Consider the following 21501-nt stretch of genomic DNA (forward strand, 5'->3'; position numbering starts at 1 on the left):
CTTCTTTATACCATTATCTTACCATTTACAGCGTTTGACCGGGCGGCAGCAAGGATTCTTGATATCGCTGCCACAGTCATATTCTTCCACAATATACTCATTTCGAGTAGATTGCGTCACAGGGTAGTAGTTTTCAATTCTTTTGATGTTTTTATTGACGTTTGTGATATGAGTTGGATGAATTTTTCTAATCGTTTGTTCATTTGTTGTCGTGTTGACAATTTGACGTGTAGGGGATACAACCGTTTCAACTTCTCCATGATTCCCTCTGCGAGGCCCAAAGAAAAAATTGTCTAATCGATTCCGGCTCATTCTCAACACCCCTTCAAGTTGTCTTTCACTTACACTCTATCGTATGTCAGAGGCACGATTAGTGATTAGATGCTTGTCTATTTTTGAAAAAATCCGCTTGTGATCTGGTAGTCTCTTTCTTTACAACAGGACAATTTTAACATATTATACAAATGATCTCTTGTGAAGGAAAGGACATTCATTGATGACGACAAGACATAAACTTTTTTCATTTTTCATCCTGCTCGTCGTAGTTATCACCCTTCCCTTGCTGTCGCCTATGGTTTTTACAAATGCGACTGAAAGAGGAGCGATACGGCATGCCATTTATCAAGAAGGCTACCCTTACCAAAGCTATTTTGCTATTTTGCTATTTTGCAAAAAAAGGACGATGTAGACCCTCAATATGGTCAGCTGTATGATGTGTATTGGCAGGCTTGGAAAAGCGAGACAGGAATGACACCTTCCGTCTGTTATTCAAAAAAGATAGAAGACCATGAATAATAAGGTCAGCTGCGGAACTGCACCATAACATTTTTCAATAACTTTAAAATTAGAGGTGAACGATTTGATCAACACAACACAAACCATCGAACGAAACAAACTGGACATTGCACTTGAACTGACGCAATTGCATTTGAATCGATATGAAGCAAATCATCCTGATCAGCTGAGTGAAATTTATGCGAAATATTATGCGCTTCTTGAAGTACTGGACGTATCCTCATCTGATCAATTAATGGATTTACTGCCAGATGAACTGAAACAAATACTTGATTAAAAAAGCCATCTATCCTGTGTGGATAGATGGTTTCCTTTAGACACGTGCAGCCATATCGGTTTCGATTTGTTCTAAGCTTCTTCCTTTTGTTTCAACTAATACAAAGCGAGTGAACAACAGGCCAATTAAGCAGATGACCCCAAATGAAGAGAAAATGACGCCAAAGCTGAATTGGTCAGCCAAGATTGGGAACACAAGGCCAACTGCTAATGATCCCGTCCAGTTAAAGGCAGATGAAATGCCCGCTCCAATACCCCTAACAGAAAGTGGGAAAATTTCACCAATGATAATCCATGTGATCGGTGCCCATGAGAAGGCATAGCACAAAATAAAGCAGCAAAGTGAAATCAATGTGACCCAGTTTAATATGCCTTCACTCACTCCGAGCGCACCTAATGCCGCTGGTGCAAAGAAAGACAGGGCCATCCCCGTTCCCCCAACTGTGAGAATCGTTCGGCGGTCGAACCGGTCGACGAATTGTAAAAAGATCACGGTCGTCACAACAAATATGACACCAACAATGACGGTAAAACCTGCGGCAACTTGCGGAGCAAGACCTACATTTCTTGCGATACTCGTTGCATAATACACAATGGAGTTCGCCCCCTGTATTTGCTGGAGTGTCGCCATTCCGACCCCAATAAAGAGAGCCATTCGGAATTTCTTTTGAAATAATTCACGAATGCCTGAGCGTTCTTCTTTTGCCACTTCTAAAATTTCTTGCATTTCTGCTTCAATCTCTTCACGTGATGAACGAAGTGATCCTAATACTTCACGTGCCTTATGAGCCATTCCGTGTTTAATTAAATATCTTGGAGATTCAGGAAGTTTCAGCATGCCAATATAAAGCACGATCGCAAATAAAGCAGCACTTCCCAGCATCCAGCGCCAGCTGTCTGGAATTGGTTCAAACACAAATGCGACGATATAGCTAAGCAATAATCCACTCACAATCATCAGCTGATTCAGGCCGGACAATTTCCCGCGAATTTTGGCCGGAGCGATTTCAGACATGTAAGCAGGCACGAGCGATGAGGCTGTCCCTACAGCTGTTCCTAAGAAAATCCGGGCAATGGTTAATGAGATTTCTTCTGGTGCAATGGCTGAGCCAAGCGCACCGACAAAAAAGATAATCGATGACACCAAAATGAGCTTTCTGCGGCCAAACTTATCCCCCATCAGACCGCTTAAAATGGAACCAATGATCGCCCCGCCCATTAATGAAGAAACGACGATGCCAAGCCATAACGGGCTGAGCTGAAATTCTTCCTGAATGTGCCCTTCTGCCCCTGCGATAATACCAATATCATATCCAAATAAGATACCTGCAAAGGACCCGAAAAAGAAGATAAATTTACTTGATACTTTTTTCTCCAAGTGGATGACCCCCCTCACTTAATAAACCGCTTTCATTTCTCCCTGCCATTCTACCGTTCACAGTAGAATGCATTTCACCCTTCTTTATAAAACCACATATTCTGCATTCACAAGCTTTGCAAAATGAACAATTTGATCAACCGTTAAATTGAGAGATACGACTGTATGATGACCTCCGCCGTGCTTAATCCATGCTTTGATGCCATCTTGAAAGTTCGGTTTGATTTTCCAGAGGACTCGTGCTACCGGTAATTGAGGTGCTGCTTCCTGCGGCTCAAAGGCTTCCACTTCTTGAATCAGCCATTTGAAATGTGTTCCAAAGTCAGCAATGGAGACAACAACGCCCTCGCCTGCTTTTCCATCAAACACAAGACGTGCTGGGTCTTCCCGGTTTCCAATGCCTAGCGGAGACACGACAATGACAGGTTTTGTATGTGCAAGCGCTGGATCTACTTCTAGCATATGAGATTGCAGCACTGCTTCCTGACCAGCAGTCATTTCATATGTGTAATCTTCCATAAAACCAGTCGATTGATGATGGCTCATCACCTTTAATAAACGATCCAGTGCGGCGGTTTTCCAATCCCCTTCACCTGCAAAGCCATACCCCTTTGCCATGAGGCGCTGAACGGCTAAACCCGGAAGCTGCTTCATGCCATGTAAATCTTCAAAGTTTGTCGTAAAGGCATTGTAGCCGCCTTCATCTAAAAAACGTTTGATGGCAATTTCATATCGTGCCTGTACTTTCACACTTTGTTCCCATTCTTCTGCCGAATAGCTCCCATAATCCACGTCATATAACGTTAAGTACTCAGCAAACAGAGCATCAACTTCTGCTTCTTCCACAGCATTTACATAGTTCACAAGATCGCCAATTCCAAAGTAATCAACGGTCCATCCCAGCTGGATCTGCGCTTCAATTTTATCTCCTTCTGTCACCGCAACGTGGCGCATATTGTCACCAAACCGAGCCACTTTAATGTGGAAGCTCTCATGATAGGCAGCCGCAACGTCCATCCAATCAGCGATTTGCTGCTTCACCTCCTGCTTCGACCAATGACCTGCAACGATTTGGTTTTGCTTATTTAAACGTGCATTGATATAGCCATACTCTCTGTCTCCATGTGCCGATTGATGGAGATTCATATAGTCCATATCAATCGTGTCCCACGGAATGTTTTCATAGTATTGCGTGACGAGATGCAAAAGAGGCTTTTGCAAAAGAGACGTACCACGTATCCACATTTTTGCTGGAGAAAACGTATGCATCCAAGTCATCACACCGATGACCTCATCACGATAGTTGACCTCTTTCATCAGCTCTGTGATTTGATCCGCACTGACCGCCAGTTCCTGCAGAATAATTGGATAAGGCAGCAAACCGCTCTCATTTAAGGCATCTGTTATCTTTTGCGCATCTGCCTTCACTTGCTTCAGTGCCTCGTCCCCATATAAGTGCTGTGACCCGACGACAAACCAACATTCTTTCTTCTGACTTGTTAACATAGAAATTCCTCTTTTCTTTATCTTGAAGGTTTTTGTCCGTAATACGCATGCGTTCCATGTTTTCTTAAATAATGTTTATCTAAAATCACCTGCGGAAGAGGCTCCGCATATTCGTTCAATTGCTTTGCAAACAGGTTCATTTTCGCTACTTCGTCTAAAATGACACTGTTCGTTACCGCACTTTTTGCATCTTTTCCCCACGTAAAGGGACCATGACCTTGTAGCAAAATACCAGGAACCGCCATGACATCTATCTGTCTTTTCTCAAACGTTTCAATGATCAAGTGTCCTGTTTCCACCTCATACCCGCGATTCACCTCTTCTTCTGTGAGAAATCGAGCGCACGGAACAGGTCCGTAAAATGTATCTGCATGTGTTGTGCCCATTGCTGGTAAATCAAGTCCAGCTTGCGCCCATACCGTTGCCCACATTGAATGGCTATGTGAAATGCCGCCAATTTCCTCAAAGTGTTTGTAAAGAACAGCATGTGTGGCAGTATCGGAAGAAGGATTGAATTCTCCCTCGACCACTTGACCGTCAAAATCGACCACGACCATGTCTTTTGCTGATAATTTGTCATACGCTATGCCGCTTGGCTTAATGACAAACAGTCCACTGTCACGATCGCACGCACTGACATTGCCCCATGTAAATTTCACAAGTCCGTACTTTGGTAGATCTAGATTCGCTTGAAACACTTCTTCTTTTAACCGCTCTAACATACAGGTGCCGCTCCTTTCTGTGACGTGAGATGTTCTACTGCCGCTTTTTCTATCGGGAGTCCTTCTTGATAGCGCTTTATAAATTCCTCAAAACCTTTAACATCCAGTGGATCAGGATCAATAAGCTCTTCTAATGTATGGGCAAATACTTGATGCTTGAGAAAATGGCTCAGTGTTTGCTGCTGGTGATTGATCATATATGAAGCAAGGACCGCCATCCCAAACGCACCGCCTTCTCCCGCCGTTGATACGACGGATACAGGTGTCCCGAGTGCAGCAGCGACCATTTTTTGCCCAACTATCGGTGTTTTAAATAAACCGCCATGTCCTAGTAAGCGATCAATCTTGACTTGTTCATGTGCTTTTAACCGATCCATCCCGATTTTCATTGCGCCAAATGCAGAGAAGAGATGTGTCCGAATGAAATTAGCAAGGGTAAACCGGCTTTGAGGAGATCTAACAAAAAGGGGTCTTCCTTCTTTTAGTCTCGTAATATTTTCACCAGAATAATAGCCATAGCTTAAAAGCCCGCCCCCATCATGATCTGCTTCTAAAGCTTGATTTAATAGGGTTTCGTACAATCTTTCTGTTTCAACTGGCTGACCCATTGCTTCAAACGCTTCTCTGAATAGATTCATCCAAGCGTTGAGGTCACTTGTACAATTGTTGGCATGAACCATCGCGACTGGCAGGCCATCTGGTGTCGTGACAAGGTCCACTTCTGGGTACACACCTTTTAGATGTTGCTCTAACACAATCATGGCAAATACAGATGTCCCAACTGAAATATTCCCAGTTCTCTTTTCCACACTGTTTGTTGCGACCATCCCTGTTCCTGCATCACCCTCTGGCGGGCAAAAAGGGATACCTGGCTGCAACTGTTTGCCTTGGTCTAAAATCGATGCTCCAGCTGCTGTTAACACACCAGCTTCTTCGCCTGCTAAATAGATGCGCGGCAAAAGATGACGAAGCTTCCACGGGTAGTCTTTTTCTGCAATCAATGCTTCAAATTGATGAAGCATCACTTCGTTGTAATCCTTCGTTTTTTCATCAATGGGGAACATTCCCGACGCATCGCCAATTCCGATGGCCTGCTTCCCTGTTAACAGCCAGTGAATGTAGCCGGACAAAGTGGTCACATACTCTAACCGGGACAGATGTTTTTCCTCTCCTAGTATCGCTTGGTATAAGTGAGCGATACTCCATCTTTCCGGAATATGAAATTGGAATACATCTGTTAGCTTTTGACTCGCCTCGGTCGTTGTTCCATTCCGCCACGTTCGAAACGGGACGAGGAGCTCTCCTGTATGATGACAGGCGACGTAGCCATGCATCATCGCAGATATCCCGATGGAGCCAATGGTTTGAATCGTCACCCCATACAATTGTGCAGCCTGTTCTTTCATCTGACGGTACGCCACTTGAAGACCTGTAATGATCTCAATTAAGTTGTACGTCCATATTCCTTCTTGAAGAGAACTTTCCCATTCAAATGCACCTTGCGCAATTGGCTGAAACTCTTCATCTATTAAAATGGCTTTAATTCGTGTCGAACCAAATTCAATGCCCAAAGATGTCCTGCCTTCTCTAATGGCTTTGGCCGTCTCTTCACGATTCATTTTGTTCACCCCCATGATGATAGCGGTTTCAAATATCTATTTCGTTTGATCCATCTTTACCTGTGCACAAAAACAATATAATATTTGTACGTACATATGTCAATAATAAATATAGTTGTGCATACATAATCAGACAAAAACTTTCATATTCTCTAAGGATTAGACGGTAGACACTGCAAGCGCCTGTTTTTGATTAAGCAACCATGTTAAAATATGTCCATACAAGTTCTTCTCAATCCGAGTAGAGGATCAACTGTGAAAGAAGTGAAACGATGAAAAAGAAGTACCAGATCATTATGGATGATATAAAAAGCAAAATACTGACAGGGGATTACCGGATCGGGGAGCGTATTCCAACCGAATCAAGCTTACAAGAGATGTATCAAGTAAGCCGGCATACGGTGCGAAAAGCCATCTTAGAATTATCAAGTGAAGGTTTTTTACGAAGCGAAAAAGGCTCGGGCACATTTGTCACCAATCAATATCAAACAAAACCTGCTGGACATGCTCATATGAAAACGATTGGCGTCATCACCACATACATATCCGATTACATTTTCCCGTCGATCATTCGGGGCATCGAAAGCCGATTAAATGAAGAGAACTATTCTTTGTTACTGGCGAGTACAAATAACGATGTGGAGCAGGAGAAAAAAGCGCTTGAAATGATGCTGTCCTTTGGTGTGGACGGATTAATTGTCGAACCGACAAAAAGCAATTTATATAATCCAAACATTTCGTACTACCTATCCTTTAAAGAGCAGGATGTCCCGCTTATTATGATCAATGCCTACTATGAGCAGTTAGAGGTTCCCTTCCTTTGTTTGGATGATGTGAAGTCCAGCTATTTAGCGACAAAGGAGCTGATCACCTCTGGACATCAGCACATTGGACTGATTTCAAAAACAGATGATTTACAAGGGAAATATCGAATGAAGGGCTATATTCAGGCACTTGGTGAAGCCAAGCTCAATTTCCTGCCAGAGCATGTCCTTTTTTTCGATACAGAATCGAAGCAGTATTTGGGGGATCATATCAAAACCTTTTTACAAGCGCACCAGCATGAGCTGACCGCCCTTGTTTGCTATAACGATGAAGTCGGGTTAGAAGTAGCAAATGTATGTAGTGAAATGGGTTTATCTATTCCAGATGATCTTTCCATTATTGGACAGGATAACTCGTATATTGCCCAAAAAAATGCCCATGTGAAACTGACAACGCTGACACACCCTCAAGAGCAAATGGGACGAGATGCGGCAGACTGGATGATTAAAAAAGTACAAGGGAAAAAGAATCTCCCTGATCAAACATTTTATGAGCCTGAACTCGTTCCTGGTGAAACGATTAAAGCGCTGAACGCAAGAAAAAATGAGCCCTCTTCATAGGAGGCTCATTTGGCTTTAGGCTCTTGTTCAAGCATATTCATCACGTCATAGGCAATTCGGTCAGGAGAATCTTGCGTCATACAATTGCGATAGTTAGACAAGACGACCACTCCCGTTTTTGAATGCGGGCGGAAGCCCATGAAGCTGGAGAAACCAGAAGTTGCACCATTATGGCAAATCAATCCCGTATCATCTATGACCCACCCGAGTCCCATTGACATGTTTTTCCCTATCTTCACCTTTGGCTCGTGGGTCATTTTCCATGGAGAAGCGACGTCTGCACTCATATGCGCAGAGAGAAATGAAAGCAAATCCGTGATCGTCGAACGAATCGCACCAGCCCCTTGATAGTCATGCATCTGAAGCGGAGGAACCTCTTTTCCATTCTCTTGATGACCGAGGATCATCTTCTCTTTGACGTCCTCCTTGATCGTAATAAAGGTGTTCGATAGTTTCAGCTCATCCACGATATATTCAGTCAGCAGCTCTTCATATGTTTTGTGAAGAGACCATCCCATGATCAACCCGAGGAGTCCCATCCCTACATTGGAGTAACGAGATGGGTATTCTTTTCGCTCATTCCATTTTTTCGAGTGTAACAGTTTCATTAATTCATCAAGGGAGTATTGACAGTACATATCTCTTCTCACTTTTGGAAGGAACCTTAGTTGTAAATCTCTGAGAAAACGATGTGAAGGAAGTCCAGACGTATGGGTTGCCAGCTGTTCCAATTGGATGGGGTGATTCTTTCTTATTTCGGGACAATACAGTGAAATGGAATCGTCTAGCTTCATCTGCCCTTTTTGAATCATGCTTGCCAATATACTTGTCGTAAAGACTTTTGAAATAGAGCCGATTTCAAAAATGACCTCCTCAGGCTGCACGCGCTGCTGTATGGGGTGATCTCCGAAATGAAAAACGTGTCTTTCTCCTTGATGAATCAGGCCGATCACGAGCAGTGCCTGTTTCTTTTTCTCCGTATAAGAAGAGGCAATTCGCTGTACTTCTTGTTTGAGCATCATCAATGGATCATCATCCTTCCCCTTCATTTTGATCTACAATCAATTGATCAAGCTTTGTATAAATGGATGTCAATGTGTTGATCTCTTCGAGGCTTAATTTTGAATAGTATTTTTCAATGATCGCAAGTTCTATCTTTCTCATATTCTCCAAGTACGTCTTTGCCTTTTCAGAAAGTTCAACGTGCAATTCCCGACGATTTTGCGGGTTGATGCTGCGGCGAACCCATTCTTTTTTTTCAAGCGTGTTTAACAACTGGCTCACAGCACTTTGGGTGATGCCTAGTTGCTGAGCAATTTGAATAGGTGAGCTCCCCCCTTTTCGCTCTATGAAATCCAGGACAATGTGCTGCTTATCAGTTAACTCATCTACAAATAACTCTTCAAACTCCAATCGGAGCTTTTGATGGATGCGCGCTTCGATTTGGTTTAATTCTTGGATCATCGTTGTTTTGGATGTCACTGTCATCACCTTCATAATTAAGATAACTTAAGTATAAAGGTATGTTAATTATTAATCAACAAAAATCCCTATCTTTTATCAAAGATAGGGAAAATGCCGATTATACTTCTTCTTTAGGTGAAGGTACTGCACATACGCCATCTGCACATGCTTCTTCAAATGAAGCATCAGCCGCTTTCTCTGTTTGTGCTGCCTCTTCTGTCCAAGCCGTTTCTAGTGCACGAAGGAACGTATCTGCTGGCTGTGCACCAGCAACCGAATATTGATCATTGATCAAGAAAAAAGGCACAGCAGAAATCCCGAGCTGTCTTGCTTCTTTTTCGTCTTCTCGTACATCGTCTGCAAATTCTTGCCCGTCTAGAACCTTTTGTACTTCGTTCTGATCAAGGCCTGCTTTTTCTGCGATATCTAAAAGGATTTGACGATCACCAACATGCTTTCCATCTGTAAAATACGCTTGAAACAGCTCTCCCATGACGAGATCGCCTTTTCCCATTTTTCCAGCATATTGTGCGAGCTGGTGGGCATCAAAGGTGTTTGTCAAAACGAGTGGATCGAATTGAAAATCGATTCCTTTCTCCTTGCCCGCCTGTTTCACCTGTTCATTCATCGCGATGGCCCGGCTACGGCTCATGCCATATTTTTTGACAAGCATATCATGCACATCATAATCCACTGCAACAGGTGCATTCGGATCAAGCTCAAAGCTTTTAAACTCTACTTCTACCTGTTCTTTATGAGGGAATTGCTCAAGCGCTGTTTCCAACTGTTTTTTTCCTATATAACAAAAAGGACAGGCGATATCTGACCAAATTTGCACTTTCATCTTCATCTTCCTTCCGTTGCTTACGTTTTTTCTTTCAAGATGTAACTATTATAGTTACATCTTATCGTTTATGTCAAGTGATCCTTCTTTTTAAGTACCATGTATTAAAAAAACCTTTCCTTCAAAAAAGGAAAGGTTTTCATCACGGCTATTCTAAGTTCGCATGGTGACCGTACATTTTATGGGTGTCAAGCTCTTTCATTTCCATCAATCTCAAGATGACCGCATCATACATAAGAAGCAAAGTTTGCTCAAATAATGAGCCCATCGGCTGAATCGTATGATGGTTTCCTTCATGTTGATCCTTTGGCGCACCTGACAGTAAGATGACTTCATCCGATAGATCAGCTATAGGTGACTCAGCTGAAAGCGTGAACGACGCCACGCTTCCACCAATCGCCCTTGCCTTTTTCGCGAGCACAAGCAGCGTCTCTGTTCGGCCAGAACCGCTCCCTACAATCAATAAATCCTCAGATGTAAAAGCAGGCGTATTCGTTTCACCGATCACATAAGCTTCGACACCAATATGCGTGAGTCTCATCGCAAACGATTTCCCCATCAAACCAGACCTGCCAGCCCCTGCGACGAAGACCTTTCGAGCCGCTAAAATGCTTTTGACAAGCTGCTCTGCTTGTTCGTCTTGAATCGCGGGCGAGTGCTCAGAAAGCTCGCTTAGAATCGCTCTCACATAGTCACTTGTTTTCATGATTGTGCAATCAACTGCTTCATTTGCGCAGCCACTTCTGCTTTATTGTCTTGGCTCGCAATGCCGCCGCCGACAATAATCAAATCTGGATTTAATTTGACGACTTCAGGTAACGTATCAAGCTTAATACCGCCTGCAATCGCTGTTTTTGCCTGTTTGACCACTTGTTTAATGGTCATGAGGTCATCAAATGAGTTTTGACCAACCGCTTGCAGGTCATAACCTGTGTGCACACAAATATAATCTACCCCAAGCTCATCAAGCTCTTTCGCGCGGCCGGCGATATCTTTGATACCAATCATATCGACTAAAATTTGTTTCCCTCTTGCTTTTGCTTCTTTCACCGCTCCTTGGATAGACATATCTTCCGCTGCCGCAAGAATGGTCACAATATCCGCTCCAGCCTCGGATGCCTGCTGCACTTCATAACCGGCAGCATCCATAATTTTGAGATCCGCCAGCACACGTAAATTCGGAAATGCCTGTTTAACTTCTTTTACAGCACGAAGTCCTTCGTTGATCACAACAGGTGTCCCAATTTCCACCACATCAATAGACGCTTCTACTTCTTTGATCAGCTCGATCGCTTCTGGTATATTCACTAAATCTAACGCTAATTGTAATTTCATCTACATTCACTCCTGTTTCATCATGTCATCTTCAAGAGCTCCGCGGATGATGCATCTTGAATCTTTCTTGCATGAAACGAGTATAACAACAGGAATGGCGCAATCCTAGTACGCACTTTTTTTTTACATACTATACTTTTTCGCATATGGGCACAAAAAAGATACTGTCTTTCGACCAGTATCTCATGTAGGTATTTCTATTTATCATCTTTTAAGAAATTGCTGTCGAGATATTGTTTGCCCCAATCATACATCGCCTCTAAAATCGGCATTAAGCTTTCTCCGAGTTCCGTGAGAGAATACTCAACCTTTGGCGGAACGACAGGATAAACCTCTCGGTGCACAATGTGATCTTCCTCTAATTCTCTTAGCTGATTGACAAGCATTCTTTGCGTAATTCCAGGCATTAACGACTTTAACTCACCAAACCGTTTTGTCCCTTCTCTGCCAAGGTGCCATAAGATCAACATTTTCCACTTCCCGCCGATAATATTCAGCGTCAGCTCTTTTTCGCAATTGAACACTTTATTTTCCATACGTGATGACAACAACATACACTCCTTTAATTTCAAACCACTTTATCATATACTTCGGCAAAATGGATTGCCCTAGCATACAGTCTTTGTTATTGATTTTGTTTTTTGACGAAAGCCATCACAGCCTTTGTCATCTCTTGCGCTTCTTTTGGCGCTCTGTCAGATCCAAACCATTTATTTAAATCACTGTGGCTCAGCGAATGAACCCGAAACACAAACCGAGAGCCTTTCTCATGATTCAGTTTTTCTGCAAATCGGTACACTTCAGGATTTTCCCAGCCTGTGACCAAATAAACAGGCGGTACATTCGTTTGATTCATATAAGTGACCGGTGATGCCTTTGTCCAGTTTTCCTCTTGTTTGCCAAAGACTTTTTTGTACGATGGAATGGCTTGTATAAATTGATTGATGTTTAACGGTCCATCTAAAATCACGATAGAATTGATCGTTTTTGGCGACAGCCCCACACGTTTTAAGTAAGTCGAATCTGTAGCAACCAATGCTGTCAAATGACCACCCGCTGAGTGACCCATGACATTGATTTTTGACGAATCGATTTGATATTCATCTGCATGATCCTTCACCCATTTAATAGCGCTTGCCGTATCATCTGCCATCTGCTCGAAGTTGGCATCAGGGTGAAGCCTGTAATTCATTGAAACAAACACATACCCTTGACCCGTAAAATAATCAGCCTTTGAAGCGACTCTATTCTTATCGCCGCCTGTCCAGCCGCCGCCATGGAGATAGATCATGACTGGATGCTTCTTCTTTTTGTCTTCATCTTTTCCCTTTGGCATATATATATCCAGTGTTTGCTGTTTATTTTGTGTGTCTGCATAATGGATGTTCGTCGTCGGCTTAGGCTGGTTGAAACGGAACACAAAGAATGCGCATACCAATAATCCAGCGATGACCGCCGCAAATAAGAGCCATTTCATGATTCGATTCAATGTCATTGCACCTTTCTGTGTTGGGATGGGGAAGTATGATTCGCACATATGTAGAGCGACTAGCCCGATTCATTTGATACGACTTGTATGACTTGAACTGTTTGACAGTAAAAAGAGAAATACTGTTCTTCATAATCTTCGACAAAGTAATTCAAATATTCCCAGCCTCTATCCAAAAGTTGAACGTTCAAAAAAAGATAGGAATCGTTTGTTAACTCCAAATCTTTGATTTGAACAGAAGAGACGTTGGTAAATTTCAGATGAATGTCTGCTTGCAGATTCGGGGAATCATATGGGATGTGTATTACAATACAGTTGATCAAGTCGTAATGTTCATTATACTCTTTAAAGTAGTGAAATTCATTGATTTGCTTTAGATGCTTGATATCGAAATCAGGGATTTGTTTCTGGATTTTTTCATCTAAAAACCATGTCATTGTTTGGCCTCCAAGAGGTTATTGTATAAGTGCAATGATTCGTTTTCTTGTTTCTTCATGGTATTGAACATAGGAATGCAATAAAGGATACGATTCAAGGATCTGTTGATATGATTTGATTTGGGGATATTGCTCTTCAAATGACTGACGTAGCACGTTTAACTGTTTTTTCGGTATTCGTTTATGATCGATCACATAACTTAGGCTACCTGCAACAAGTGAAAAAAATAAATAAAAGTCATCTGAAAATATACCAGTTTCTGCTTCAAAAGAGACGATTTCATCTGGATAAGATGAATCTAATAAGTATTGATAACGTTGTTTTAAATCATCGAATAAACCTTGTTTATCACGGCTGATTCTCATGGATTTTTCCCCAATCTCTCATTGTTTTTAATTCTTATTTAGACGCTAATGAGATCTTCCTATACACTGCAAATAAATTCTTGTGAATCGAAACATACGTTTTTCGATCATTCTATTGCGAGTAACATCCCATTGATGTTAAATAGAAAATTTGCATTTGAATCAAATTCTTCAAGAAGTACATTTTTAAGGTTCCCTATCCCATTAGGATGGTAACTACATTCAAAAATTTGCCAATTCATCTCTTCTTGTATCAATTCTTCAAATCTATCATTACCTTCACCCCCATTATAATAAAGACTCGCCACATTCATAAATCGCAATTCATGATACCGAGCATCATTTATTTCACTTATACTAATGTTTATGACTAGTTCTTTACGAAAAAAATCAAATGAGAATGCCAGTACCTCACAGACACCATCTAAATAATCGATCCATTTCTCAATACTGCTAAACATCTCATTCACTCCCCCAAAAATTAGTATAATTTCGAATCAGTTCTTTTTTAAAATCATCAGGAAGTTTTTGATTCGGAAATACAACTGAAATCCAGCCTAATACAATCTCATCTAAAGTTCTCCACGTTTTTAGCAATTGTTTATTCATATGTTCTAATTGATGAATCGCTAAAACTCCTATCTCATAACCTCTTTCGCCATAAATAATCCATTTCGCAGAAGGGGAAACCCATATCACGCGTGAAGCAATATTCATCAAGCTATCATTTACACTCTCTATCGGATAATCCGTTAAGAGATCGAGGTAATCACTTGGTGTGAGGTTTAACGGTACTTTCACCCAAGGATAATAACCAAAATCATGATAATAATCATCCATGCTCTTCTGCTCATCTAATACAGCCATGAGTATATAGTCATCATGATGATTCAAAGCTAAACCTTTTAACATTTCCCAGCCATCATCTGATAACAACCAATGGAATTCTTCGAATAAATAATGAGGGGTTTTCGTTTTCAACACTTGGTCAGGGAATGTCTTCGTACTGTGAATGAGCGAATGAACAAACGATAGAACATGTTCAAATTCTTTTGGATCGGATATAAACAAATGTTTCACTTTATGCTCCTTTCATATCTTAGGGTAAGGCTATTATCAGTCATTGATTCTCAATTCCACCGCTTGGAACATTATGCATAACTAGAAAGCATTTGAGTGAAATAGTCATCGAATGTTTTTTGATCCTTTAATAATAGTTGTAGCCATTTTGCTAAAACAGGGTGATCCAGTGGCTTCCATCCTTCTTCTAATAACATATTTTTTGCAGAATCTTTTGTTGATACCATCCCTATGATACAAATTTCCATATCTCTATCTGCCCAAATCGCCCACTGCAAAGAATGAGATAACCAGACAACTATATTCGAATTCGTGATTATATTATCCGCTATGGAACCTTTTGGGTGCATCCATAGTGCATTTACATAATCCTCACCTGAAATGTTCACACTCGCTTTCAGCCAATGATAATAACCAAATTCCTTCAAATAATATGCGGTTGGATCTGGTTGAAGGACTGCAGTCAAAAATTCTCTATCTTGTGTAACAGTTGATAACTCTTTTATGGTTGGTAAAATATCATCACTCAATGCCCAATCAAACTCTTGAAACAAAAAACAATCAAATGTCTTACGAAAGACTTGTTGTGGCAGCTCTTTACTTGTTTCAAACACATGGTCTACTAAATTCTGATAGAATTTGAATTCTTTTTCTGAACGAATAAATAAGTCTTCAAGCCGTTTCAAACAACTACCTCCACTCTTGTCGAACTAATAGTTTTTTAATTCTTCATTCTTCTAACCAGTCATTCAAATCATCTACAGGGTGTAAGTAAGAATTAGGTGAATCTTTCAAATCAATTCCACTTAAAAGAATCAGCATATCCCAAACTTGATCGTCTATTTCTGGATCGTCTGCAGAAACGTAAATTTCAGCCCAATCAGACACTTGTTCTCTTGTGATCGTCCCCTTTAAGACATTTCGTATTTTATTTAAACAGTCTAGCATTTTTGGTTCAGCCATTTATTACACCATTCCTTTCTAAAACTCATTTTACGCTGTAAACTGCCTATATTTCATATTTAATAATATCCTCCATTGACATACCTTTAAAATATAATGAAAGAATACTTATAATAGTATATTCGCCAAGCATACCAATCGGGTTAAATATCATTTTAGCCGTTTTTGGGTCAGCAACCTCTAAGTCCATAACAGGTGCATTGTGACCTTCTTTCCCCTTGCTTACGTAATAATTTCCATCTCGGTATTCCACGAATTTCAGATTTTGAAGATCCTCTTCTTTTATAAAATCTTGATTTATTTTTGTAATGACTTTCCATACCCATTTAGAATACCCTCTTTTCTTTATATATTGTGTTCTTTATATTATTCTCAATTTGCTTTATCACGATAAACGTATACTTGTATAAACTGTTTTATGTGCACGTTTGAAAAGTGCCACTTCATGATCCGTTAACCACTTAAGCTCTCTCATATGATAGGAAATTTCTTCTAAGTAAGTATCGGTTTTAGCAAATAATTTTTTATCTAAGATATTTCTTTTATTGTCTTCAACTACAAGATAAAGAGTAAACTGTTTTAAATCTAATTCGATAAGTGGGTAAGCTTTTCTTTTTTTATCGGGACTTAGTTTTGTTCTCCCTTTAATCTCCGCTTTATATTCCTTCTCTTTCATTTTCTTAAATGTTGCTTTGACTAGCTGACTGTCCCAATTCTTCAGTTCACAAAGATAGAGTATCGCTTTTTCCAAAGTATCTGCTAATATCTTTTTCTTATTTGTTGCATTTTCAAATTCACTGTAACGGAAGGGTACTTCCAGCTCGTACGTATTTTTTAAAAATAAGATATCTGGTTCATCTTTTAAAGTACTAATTAATTTGTAGTCTTTAAAAGACCCACATATCAAAACAATAGCCTCACAATCTTTCGTTTGAAATTTCTTTTCTAATTCGTATAAAAACATTTCAGTCATACAAAGGGATTGGCTGGCTAAGTTCCCACGATCGTCATCTGACATTAATTGTATATTTTTCAAATGCACTTCTTATAAGCCTCCTAATGAGATTTTAATCACCTTATTTGTCGTATCTTTTCCGATATCTTTGTTAAATTCTTTGGTCAAAACATTCAATTTTATTTTGTTCATCATTCCAACTCTTGTACTTCCTATGTAATTGCTTAAGAAGAGATTTTTGGTTTCTAATCAATTTCAATATTTTTCTATAAATATACCATACTTTTAAACTAACCCATATATCATCAACTTATCAATATATCCCCTTTTTCGCATACAAAAAAGCATCCTAAACGGATGCTTCAATCAAATGATATTTTTTCAAAATACGATAGGTGATTTCTTTTGCTTCTAGTCCGGTGCCTTCTATATTTGTGGTGAAGATGTAGGTTTTGTTTTCATGTTTGATGAAGCCTACGTACCAGCCGATTCCTGATCCGGAGCCTGTTTTTCCGTATAGCGTGGTGTGTTTCTCTTCTTCTTGTATCATCATTCGTTTGACGGTTCTCATAACCGATAGGTCAAATGGGAGACTTTCTTCATATAGCTGTTTTAGGAAATGGACTTGTTCTACTGGAGAAATGCGCAACGTACTGCTTAGCCAAAATTGATCGATTCCGCCAGATATGTCTTGATTCCCATAATGAATGGCTTTTATCCAATGGCCCATGCGTTCTTCCCCGATGTCACGTGCCATAGCTTGATAATACCAGACGACTGAATCTCTCATGCCAGAGCCCAGTGTATGGTCCTTATTCCAGTTATCAATCTCTCTTTTTACCCCGTCCCAATATTTAATGTCGTATTCATCTTTAACTGCACCTGTCTGAAGTCCAATTAAGGCATTTGCTATTTTAAACGTTGATTGAGGTGCAAAGCGCTTGTTCGCTCTTTTTTTGTTATACACCCATGGTGATTTTTCTTTTACTTCTTGAATCACAAATGTGCCTTCCCGCTCTTTTATGAATTCATCGACGGACCATTTTGGAGATGTTCCTTTACTTGATGCAGGCTTGCTCATACAAAGTACTGCAAGCATCACGCCAGCAATCAGCCATTTCATCTTCTTTTTTTGCAAACAATCACCCTCTTTGCTCATGATTGCAATCGATTGTAGCATGCTGACTGATCAGAAATAAGAGCCGCTCGTCCTTTTTTTAAATAAAAAAAGCCGGTTTTATCCGGCTTTCTGTTTATTGTACGTTCAATTTTTTCTCTTCAATCGCTTGCTTTGCAATTTTCGAAATCGTCATATCGTCCATTGGTGGGTTATGAAGGCCAGCACGAATGTCTCGATAGTAACGTTGAAGCGGGCAGCTAAGGCTTAAGCTTTTTGCACCGACTAAACGCATGGCTTTATCGACCACTTGCAGACTATCATTAACGACTGTATGCTTCACAGCACCGAATTCATTGATTAACAGCTCTCTTTTCTCTGGCTGCTCATACAATGTTGTCGTTGAATAGATGACATGGCGTGCTTGCTTTAGTAGTAAATCAATTTCGCCAATCAGTGTTTGGACATTTGGCAGTTCGCTAATCGTTCCGCTAATACTGTTCGGTGAATGGGTAATGGCATACTGAACAGCATAGTCTCTTGCCGCTTGCGCAATCCCTAAATAACAAGAAGGGATATGTGCGATCCAAGGATTCAGCGTACCGCCCCGAGGTCCTTTTTGCACTTCAACCAACATGTCATCTGGAACTTCCACTTGATCTAGAATTAAATCATGGCTCTCTGTTCCTCTCATGCCAACAACATCCCACGTTTCTTCTATAGAAACACCTTTTGTATCACGGTGAATTAAGAAGAAGCCCATCGCTTCTTTTTCTTCGATCCATACACCGACGAGAAAGTATGTGAGCGCTGGTGACATCGTTGTGAATGTTTTCCGGCCATTGATTACCCAATGATCTCCTGATCTCGTTGCAGTTGTTCCAGGTTTGCCTCCTCTTGTTGGACTCCCTGTCTGCGCCTCACTGACGGCCCGGTTCACAAGAGCCCCATTTTTGATTTCTTCAGCAAAAAATTGCAGCTGCTTCTCATTCCATAGTTTCTTTTCATAAATTTCACCAACAACTCCTTGGTGCCAGCCGATCGATAAGGCAGTTGCTCCATCCATACTTCCTAGTGTTTCTTGAAAAAGGACCATATCCTTTACAGATTGACCCCCGCCCCCGTACTCAACAGGCAGAGACAACGTTGTATAGCCCAGTTCTACTAATGATTCGATATTCTGTTTAGGAAAATAGGCACCCTCATCATGTTCTTTTGCAGATTGTTCGATCGTTTCACGAAGGGATTCTAGTTGATTTAGCCAATTTTTTTGAAAATCTGTATCGACAAATAATGCTTTAGACAAAACGTATCCAACTCCTCTGTTTCTCTCAATCTATCATATCCGATTTATCCAATAGGTATTATTAAAACACACTTTACTTATAGGATTTAATGTGTTAAATTTTATCAATATTAAGTACATATGTCAAAGGAACGTGATGCTTTTATGATTTCTGCTACTAATCTACATAAATCCTATGGGTCAACTCATGTGTTAAAAGGAATTGATTTCACCGTACAAGAAGGTGAAGTGGTCGCCATTATTGGACCGAGCGGATCAGGAAAAACAACCCTTCTCCGCAGTTTAAACAGCCTTGATATCCCAGACAAAGGAACGCTGACAGTTGGAGAAGCCACGATTCAATTTGAACAATATCGAAAAAAAGATCTTCTAAAACTCAGACAGCAATCGTCTATGGTGTTTCAGCATTATCACTTGTTTCAAAATAAACGAGCACTTGAAAACATCACAGAAGGATTGATTGTGTCTCAAAACATGTCTAAAAAAGAGGCGGAAAAAATCGGAGAGCAATTGTTAACGCGAATTGGGCTGCTTCATAAAAAAGATGCGTTTCCAAGTGAATTATCCGGCGGTCAACAGCAGCGGATTGGGATTGCCCGTGCTCTTGCCATGAATCCTGCGGTGCTTTTGTTTGATGAACCAACGTCCGCACTGGACCCAGAGATGGTCGGAGAAATCCTTGAAATGATGAAAGATATTGCGAGCCAAGGCATGACGATGGTCATTGTGACGCATGAAATCTCGTTTGCAAAAGATGTAGCGGATACAGTGATCTTTATGGCAGATGGGGAAATCGTTGAAAAAGGCTCACCAGAAGACGTCCTGATGAAGCCTCAGCATGAACGGACGAAACAATTTTTATCAAGAATTCATCGCGGGATGTGGCAAGGATTGGAGGAAGACAGATGAAGCGCAAGACTTTATTCACTGCCGCTAGTATCCTTCTGTTTCTCCTCTCTCTCATTGGCTGCAGCAGTGTGAAAACGACAACAGATGATGGCAGACAAATTGTCAAAGTCGCACTAAGCGCAGAAGTCAATCCGCCTTTTTTAGCCACAAATGACCGCAACGAGCCGATTGGCTATAACATCGATTATTTAAATGAAGTCGAGAAACGTTTGCCACACATTCATTTTGATTATATCTTTGGCGAGGAAGAATCCAATTTAATTGGGATCGGCGCTGGGAAATTTGAAATGGCGGCTAATTGGTTTTTTAGTAATCCTGAACGTGAAAAACGCTTTCTTTATCCTAAGGTTCCATACGGCTATTCGATGACAGGTTTAATTGTGAATGAATCAGAGCAAGATATTGAATCTCTAGACGATATGACATCAAAAAAGCTCGCTCCCGTCAGTCCTAGCGGCGGCCTTCGTTCCATATTAAATCAATATAATGAAGAAAATGATCGGAAAATTCCGCTCACGACCATTGAAAGTCCTTCAAACGAACTCAATTTAAAACGAGTCGAAAGTGGACGGTCCGATGCGGCTTTTATGAATATTTCGACCTTTGATACGATTCAAAAACATCTTCACCTGAAAGTCAAAGTGGGCGGCATTGTCTCAAAGGAACCTATTTATCTTGTCTTACAGCCTAGTCAAAAGAAACTAGCATCACAATTGGACCGAGTGACACAAGAGATGATAGAAGACGGAACATTACCTAACCTTGCGAAGAAATGGTTTGGCGTTGATTTCTTTCAAGATATTGACTATATATCAGAGCAAGGCTATCAATATGAAGAAAGGAAGGAATCGCCATGACGTTTACAGCTGGAGATTGGCTAAGAATCTTTTTACAAGTGGTGGATCGTCTGCCACTCACATTTCTGATGATTGTGGTGTCATTGTTTTTTGCCATCATCATCGGATTGCTGTTTGCTTGCATTCGAATCAAACAAATTCCAGTGCTGAAACAATTGGCGGTCATTTATTTGTCATTTACACGAAGTACGCCGCTCATTGTTCAGTTATTTCTGATTTATTTTGGCCTGCCTCAGCTTTTACTCATGGCGGGAATTCAAATCAATCATTGGGATCGTGTGTTATTTGTGATGATCACATTCTCGTTACATACGGGCGCTTATTTATCTGAAGTCTTTCGCAGTGCATATTCCTCTGTTGGGAAAGATCAGCTTGAAGCAGCTTACATTGTTGGGATGACAGATACGCAGGCATTAATGAGGATCATTATTCCGCAAGCCTTTCTCATTGCACTTCCGAACCTCGGAAATTACACCATTGATCTCGTAAAAGATACCGCCATTGCATTTACAATCGGACTCATTGATATGATGGGACAGGTCAAAATCATCCTAGGCAATAACTACGGGATAGGGATGTTTGAAGTGTACGTCATCATTGCAATTGTGTATTGGCTGATTTGCATCAGTATTGAACTGATCACGATGCTACTGGAAAGAAAATTTGTGAAAGGCCGCACCAGCCTGTCACGCTAAGGA

26 protein-coding genes and 1 pseudogene are annotated in these 21501 nt (G+C 40.7%); 6 read left to right on the top strand and 21 right to left on the bottom strand.

All coding sequences use genetic code 11. The annotated features are described in order from the left end of the window. Nucleotides 1-18: 18 nt before the first annotated feature. A complete protein-coding gene (locus tag MHI20_RS05800; RefSeq protein ID WP_008342559.1) occupies nucleotides 19-312 on the bottom strand; it encodes a CotD family spore coat protein in 294 nt (97 codons plus the stop codon). 184 nt (nucleotides 313-496) lie between these two features. Between MHI20_RS05800 and MHI20_RS05805 the strand changes: the two are divergent. Together MHI20_RS05805 and MHI20_RS05810 are read left to right on the top strand one after the other, a co-directional pair. After that, nucleotides 497-823 (top strand): annotated as a pseudogene (locus tag MHI20_RS05805) (hypothetical protein). Nucleotides 824-850: 27 nt separating this feature from the next. After that, a complete protein-coding gene (locus tag MHI20_RS05810; RefSeq protein WP_224558471.1) occupies nucleotides 851-1072 on the top strand; it encodes a hypothetical protein in 222 nt (73 codons plus the stop codon). Nucleotides 1073-1108: 36 nt separating this feature from the next. On the opposite strand, the gene MHI20_RS05815 is transcribed toward MHI20_RS05810, so the two are convergent. The 4 genes from MHI20_RS05815 to MHI20_RS05830 form a co-directional block, all read right to left on the bottom strand. After that, a complete protein-coding gene (locus MHI20_RS05815) occupies nucleotides 1109-2449 on the bottom strand; it encodes a sugar porter family MFS transporter (RefSeq protein ID WP_007501378.1) in 1341 nt (446 codons plus the stop codon). Between the two features lie 84 nt (nucleotides 2450-2533). Next, on the bottom strand, nucleotides 2534-3955 hold the full coding sequence (araA, locus tag MHI20_RS05820; RefSeq protein ID WP_025207667.1) for an L-arabinose isomerase: 1422 nt from the start codon (nucleotides 3953-3955) through the stop codon (nucleotides 2534-2536). Nucleotides 3956-3972: 17 nt separating this feature from the next. Further along, a complete protein-coding gene (locus MHI20_RS05825) occupies nucleotides 3973-4677 on the bottom strand; it encodes an L-ribulose-5-phosphate 4-epimerase (protein WP_007501382.1) in 705 nt (234 codons plus the stop codon). Continuing rightward, the gene (locus MHI20_RS05830) at nucleotides 4671-6296 is read right to left on the bottom strand and encodes a xylulokinase (protein ID WP_340937143.1); all 1626 of its coding nucleotides are present in this window, start codon (nucleotides 6294-6296) and stop codon (nucleotides 4671-4673) included. Before MHI20_RS05830 ends, MHI20_RS05825 begins: the two co-directional genes overlap by 7 nt. A gap of 272 nt (nucleotides 6297-6568) precedes the next feature. Between MHI20_RS05830 and MHI20_RS05835 the strand changes: the two genes are divergently transcribed. Beyond that, complete coding sequence (locus MHI20_RS05835; protein ID WP_039167175.1) at nucleotides 6569-7681, top strand: GntR family transcriptional regulator; 1113 nt, start codon at nucleotides 6569-6571, stop codon at nucleotides 7679-7681. A 5-nt stretch (nucleotides 7682-7686) separates the two neighbouring features. On the opposite strand, the gene MHI20_RS05840 is transcribed toward MHI20_RS05835, so the two are convergent. The 16 genes from MHI20_RS05840 to MHI20_RS05915 all read right to left on the bottom strand — a co-directional run bounded on the left by MHI20_RS05840 (nucleotide 7687) and on the right by MHI20_RS05915 (nucleotide 19037). Then, a complete protein-coding gene (locus MHI20_RS05840; protein WP_340939260.1) occupies nucleotides 7687-8703 on the bottom strand; it encodes a serine hydrolase domain-containing protein in 1017 nt (338 codons plus the stop codon). 10 nt (nucleotides 8704-8713) lie between these two features. After that, complete coding sequence (locus MHI20_RS05845; protein WP_243173041.1) at nucleotides 8714-9169, bottom strand: MarR family winged helix-turn-helix transcriptional regulator; 456 nt, start codon at nucleotides 9167-9169, stop codon at nucleotides 8714-8716. Between the two features lie 94 nt (nucleotides 9170-9263). Next, on the bottom strand, nucleotides 9264-9989 hold the full coding sequence (locus MHI20_RS05850) for a DsbA family oxidoreductase (protein WP_340937145.1): 726 nt from the start codon (nucleotides 9987-9989) through the stop codon (nucleotides 9264-9266). Between the two features lie 148 nt (nucleotides 9990-10137). Further along, nucleotides 10138-10695 (bottom strand): 6-phospho-3-hexuloisomerase, encoded by a 558-nt coding sequence (hxlB, locus tag MHI20_RS05855; RefSeq protein ID WP_041506847.1) that lies wholly within the window; start codon nucleotides 10693-10695, stop codon nucleotides 10138-10140. Beyond that, nucleotides 10692-11324 (bottom strand): 3-hexulose-6-phosphate synthase, encoded by a 633-nt coding sequence (gene hxlA, locus MHI20_RS05860; protein ID WP_045034095.1) that lies wholly within the window; start codon nucleotides 11322-11324, stop codon nucleotides 10692-10694. The genes hxlB and hxlA overlap by 4 nt, the downstream gene beginning before the upstream one ends. Nucleotides 11325-11521: 197 nt before the next feature. Further along, nucleotides 11522-11878 carry a winged helix-turn-helix transcriptional regulator gene (locus MHI20_RS05865; protein WP_029708013.1) on the bottom strand — a complete coding sequence of 119 codons (357 nt, stop codon included), beginning with the start codon at nucleotides 11876-11878 and terminating at the stop codon, nucleotides 11522-11524. Nucleotides 11879-11949: 71 nt separating this feature from the next. Then, complete coding sequence (locus tag MHI20_RS05870) at nucleotides 11950-12819, bottom strand: alpha/beta hydrolase (protein WP_035390910.1); 870 nt, start codon at nucleotides 12817-12819, stop codon at nucleotides 11950-11952. Nucleotides 12820-12872: 53 nt separating this feature from the next. After that, complete coding sequence (locus MHI20_RS05875) at nucleotides 12873-13250, bottom strand: hypothetical protein (RefSeq protein WP_144667376.1); 378 nt, start codon at nucleotides 13248-13250, stop codon at nucleotides 12873-12875. 18 nt (nucleotides 13251-13268) lie between these two features. Further along, nucleotides 13269-13616, bottom strand: coding sequence for a YxiJ family protein (locus MHI20_RS05880; protein ID WP_144667373.1), 348 nt, complete (start codon nucleotides 13614-13616; stop codon nucleotides 13269-13271). Nucleotides 13617-13723: 107 nt separating this feature from the next. Then, nucleotides 13724-14077, bottom strand: a complete 354-nt coding sequence (locus MHI20_RS05885; RefSeq protein WP_268413110.1) for a YxiG family protein — start codon at nucleotides 14075-14077, stop codon at nucleotides 13724-13726. Between the two features lies 1 nt (nucleotide 14078). Further along, nucleotides 14079-14696, bottom strand: a complete 618-nt coding sequence (locus MHI20_RS05890; RefSeq protein WP_144667367.1) for a hypothetical protein — start codon at nucleotides 14694-14696, stop codon at nucleotides 14079-14081. 71 nt (nucleotides 14697-14767) lie between these two features. After that, nucleotides 14768-15382, bottom strand: coding sequence for a hypothetical protein (locus tag MHI20_RS05895; RefSeq protein WP_047946475.1), 615 nt, complete (start codon nucleotides 15380-15382; stop codon nucleotides 14768-14770). Between the two features lie 43 nt (nucleotides 15383-15425). Beyond that, nucleotides 15426-15659: a DNA-binding protein gene (locus tag MHI20_RS05900; protein ID WP_340937152.1), complete on the bottom strand. Its 234-nt coding sequence runs from the start codon at nucleotides 15657-15659 to the stop codon at nucleotides 15426-15428. A gap of 385 nt (nucleotides 15660-16044) precedes the next feature. Beyond that, a complete protein-coding gene (locus MHI20_RS05905) occupies nucleotides 16045-16701 on the bottom strand; it encodes a hypothetical protein (protein ID WP_340937154.1) in 657 nt (218 codons plus the stop codon). Between the two features lie 262 nt (nucleotides 16702-16963). Continuing rightward, nucleotides 16964-17752 carry a BPU family class D beta-lactamase gene (gene blaBPU, locus MHI20_RS05910; protein ID WP_340937156.1) on the bottom strand — a complete coding sequence of 263 codons (789 nt, stop codon included), beginning with the start codon at nucleotides 17750-17752 and terminating at the stop codon, nucleotides 16964-16966. A gap of 115 nt (nucleotides 17753-17867) precedes the next feature. Next, the gene (locus MHI20_RS05915) at nucleotides 17868-19037 is read right to left on the bottom strand and encodes an acyl-CoA dehydrogenase family protein (protein ID WP_340937157.1); all 1170 of its coding nucleotides are present in this window, start codon (nucleotides 19035-19037) and stop codon (nucleotides 17868-17870) included. Between the two features lie 144 nt (nucleotides 19038-19181). On the opposite strand from MHI20_RS05915, the gene MHI20_RS05920 reads away from it, so the two are divergent. Genes MHI20_RS05920 through MHI20_RS05930 form a run of 3 tightly spaced genes read left to right on the top strand, consistent with a single transcriptional unit; the run spans nucleotide 19182 to nucleotide 21498 of the window. After that, a complete protein-coding gene (locus MHI20_RS05920) occupies nucleotides 19182-19946 on the top strand; it encodes an amino acid ABC transporter ATP-binding protein (protein WP_024718348.1) in 765 nt (254 codons plus the stop codon). Beyond that, nucleotides 19943-20803: an amino acid ABC transporter substrate-binding protein gene (locus tag MHI20_RS05925; protein ID WP_340937158.1), complete on the top strand. Its 861-nt coding sequence runs from the start codon at nucleotides 19943-19945 to the stop codon at nucleotides 20801-20803. Before MHI20_RS05920 ends, MHI20_RS05925 begins: the two co-directional genes overlap by 4 nt. Next, a complete protein-coding gene (locus MHI20_RS05930; RefSeq protein WP_008342617.1) occupies nucleotides 20800-21498 on the top strand; it encodes an amino acid ABC transporter permease in 699 nt (232 codons plus the stop codon). Before MHI20_RS05925 ends, MHI20_RS05930 begins: the two co-directional genes overlap by 4 nt. Nucleotides 21499-21501 lie beyond the last annotated feature (3 nt).

It is taken from the genome of Bacillus sp. FSL K6-1106 (genome assembly GCF_038005245.1).
Lineage (GTDB): Bacteria > Bacillota > Bacilli > Bacillales > Bacillaceae > Bacillus > Bacillus altitudinis.

Coding starts and splice junctions, on each gene's coding strand:
- MHI20_RS05800 (WP_008342559.1), bottom strand. CDS start 312: ATGAGCCGGAATCGATTAGACAATTTTTTCTTTGGGCCTCGCAGAGGG.
- araA (WP_025207667.1), bottom strand. CDS start 3,955: ATGTTAACAAGTCAGAAGAAAGAATGTTGGTTTGTCGTCGGGTCACAG.
- MHI20_RS05825 (WP_007501382.1), bottom strand. CDS start 4,677: ATGTTAGAGCGGTTAAAAGAAGAAGTGTTTCAAGCGAATCTAGATCTA.
- MHI20_RS05830 (WP_340937143.1), bottom strand. CDS start 6,296: ATGAATCGTGAAGAGACGGCCAAAGCCATTAGAGAAGGCAGGACATCT.
- MHI20_RS05835 (WP_039167175.1), top strand. CDS start 6,569: ATGAAAAAGAAGTACCAGATCATTATGGATGATATAAAAAGCAAAATA.
- MHI20_RS05840 (WP_340939260.1), bottom strand. CDS start 8,703: ATGATGCTCAAACAAGAAGTACAGCGAATTGCCTCTTCTTATACGGAG.
- MHI20_RS05845 (WP_243173041.1), bottom strand. CDS start 9,169: ATGACAGTGACATCCAAAACAACGATGATCCAAGAATTAAACCAAATC.
- MHI20_RS05850 (WP_340937145.1), bottom strand. CDS start 9,989: ATGAAAGTGCAAATTTGGTCAGATATCGCCTGTCCTTTTTGTTATATA.
- hxlB (WP_041506847.1), bottom strand. CDS start 10,695: ATGAAAACAAGTGACTATGTGAGAGCGATTCTAAGCGAGCTTTCTGAG.
- hxlA (WP_045034095.1), bottom strand. CDS start 11,324: ATGAAATTACAATTAGCGTTAGATTTAGTGAATATACCAGAAGCGATC.
- MHI20_RS05865 (WP_029708013.1), bottom strand. CDS start 11,878: ATGTTGTTGTCATCACGTATGGAAAATAAAGTGTTCAATTGCGAAAAA.
- MHI20_RS05870 (WP_035390910.1), bottom strand. CDS start 12,819: ATGACATTGAATCGAATCATGAAATGGCTCTTATTTGCGGCGGTCATC.
- MHI20_RS05875 (WP_144667376.1), bottom strand. CDS start 13,250: ATGACATGGTTTTTAGATGAAAAAATCCAGAAACAAATCCCTGATTTC.
- MHI20_RS05880 (WP_144667373.1), bottom strand. CDS start 13,616: ATGAGAATCAGCCGTGATAAACAAGGTTTATTCGATGATTTAAAACAA.
- MHI20_RS05885 (WP_268413110.1), bottom strand. CDS start 14,077: ATGTTTAGCAGTATTGAGAAATGGATCGATTATTTAGATGGTGTCTGT.
- MHI20_RS05900 (WP_340937152.1), bottom strand. CDS start 15,659: ATGGCTGAACCAAAAATGCTAGACTGTTTAAATAAAATACGAAATGTC.
- MHI20_RS05920 (WP_024718348.1), top strand. CDS start 19,182: ATGATTTCTGCTACTAATCTACATAAATCCTATGGGTCAACTCATGTG.
- MHI20_RS05925 (WP_340937158.1), top strand. CDS start 19,943: ATGAAGCGCAAGACTTTATTCACTGCCGCTAGTATCCTTCTGTTTCTC.
- MHI20_RS05930 (WP_008342617.1), top strand. CDS start 20,800: ATGACGTTTACAGCTGGAGATTGGCTAAGAATCTTTTTACAAGTGGTG.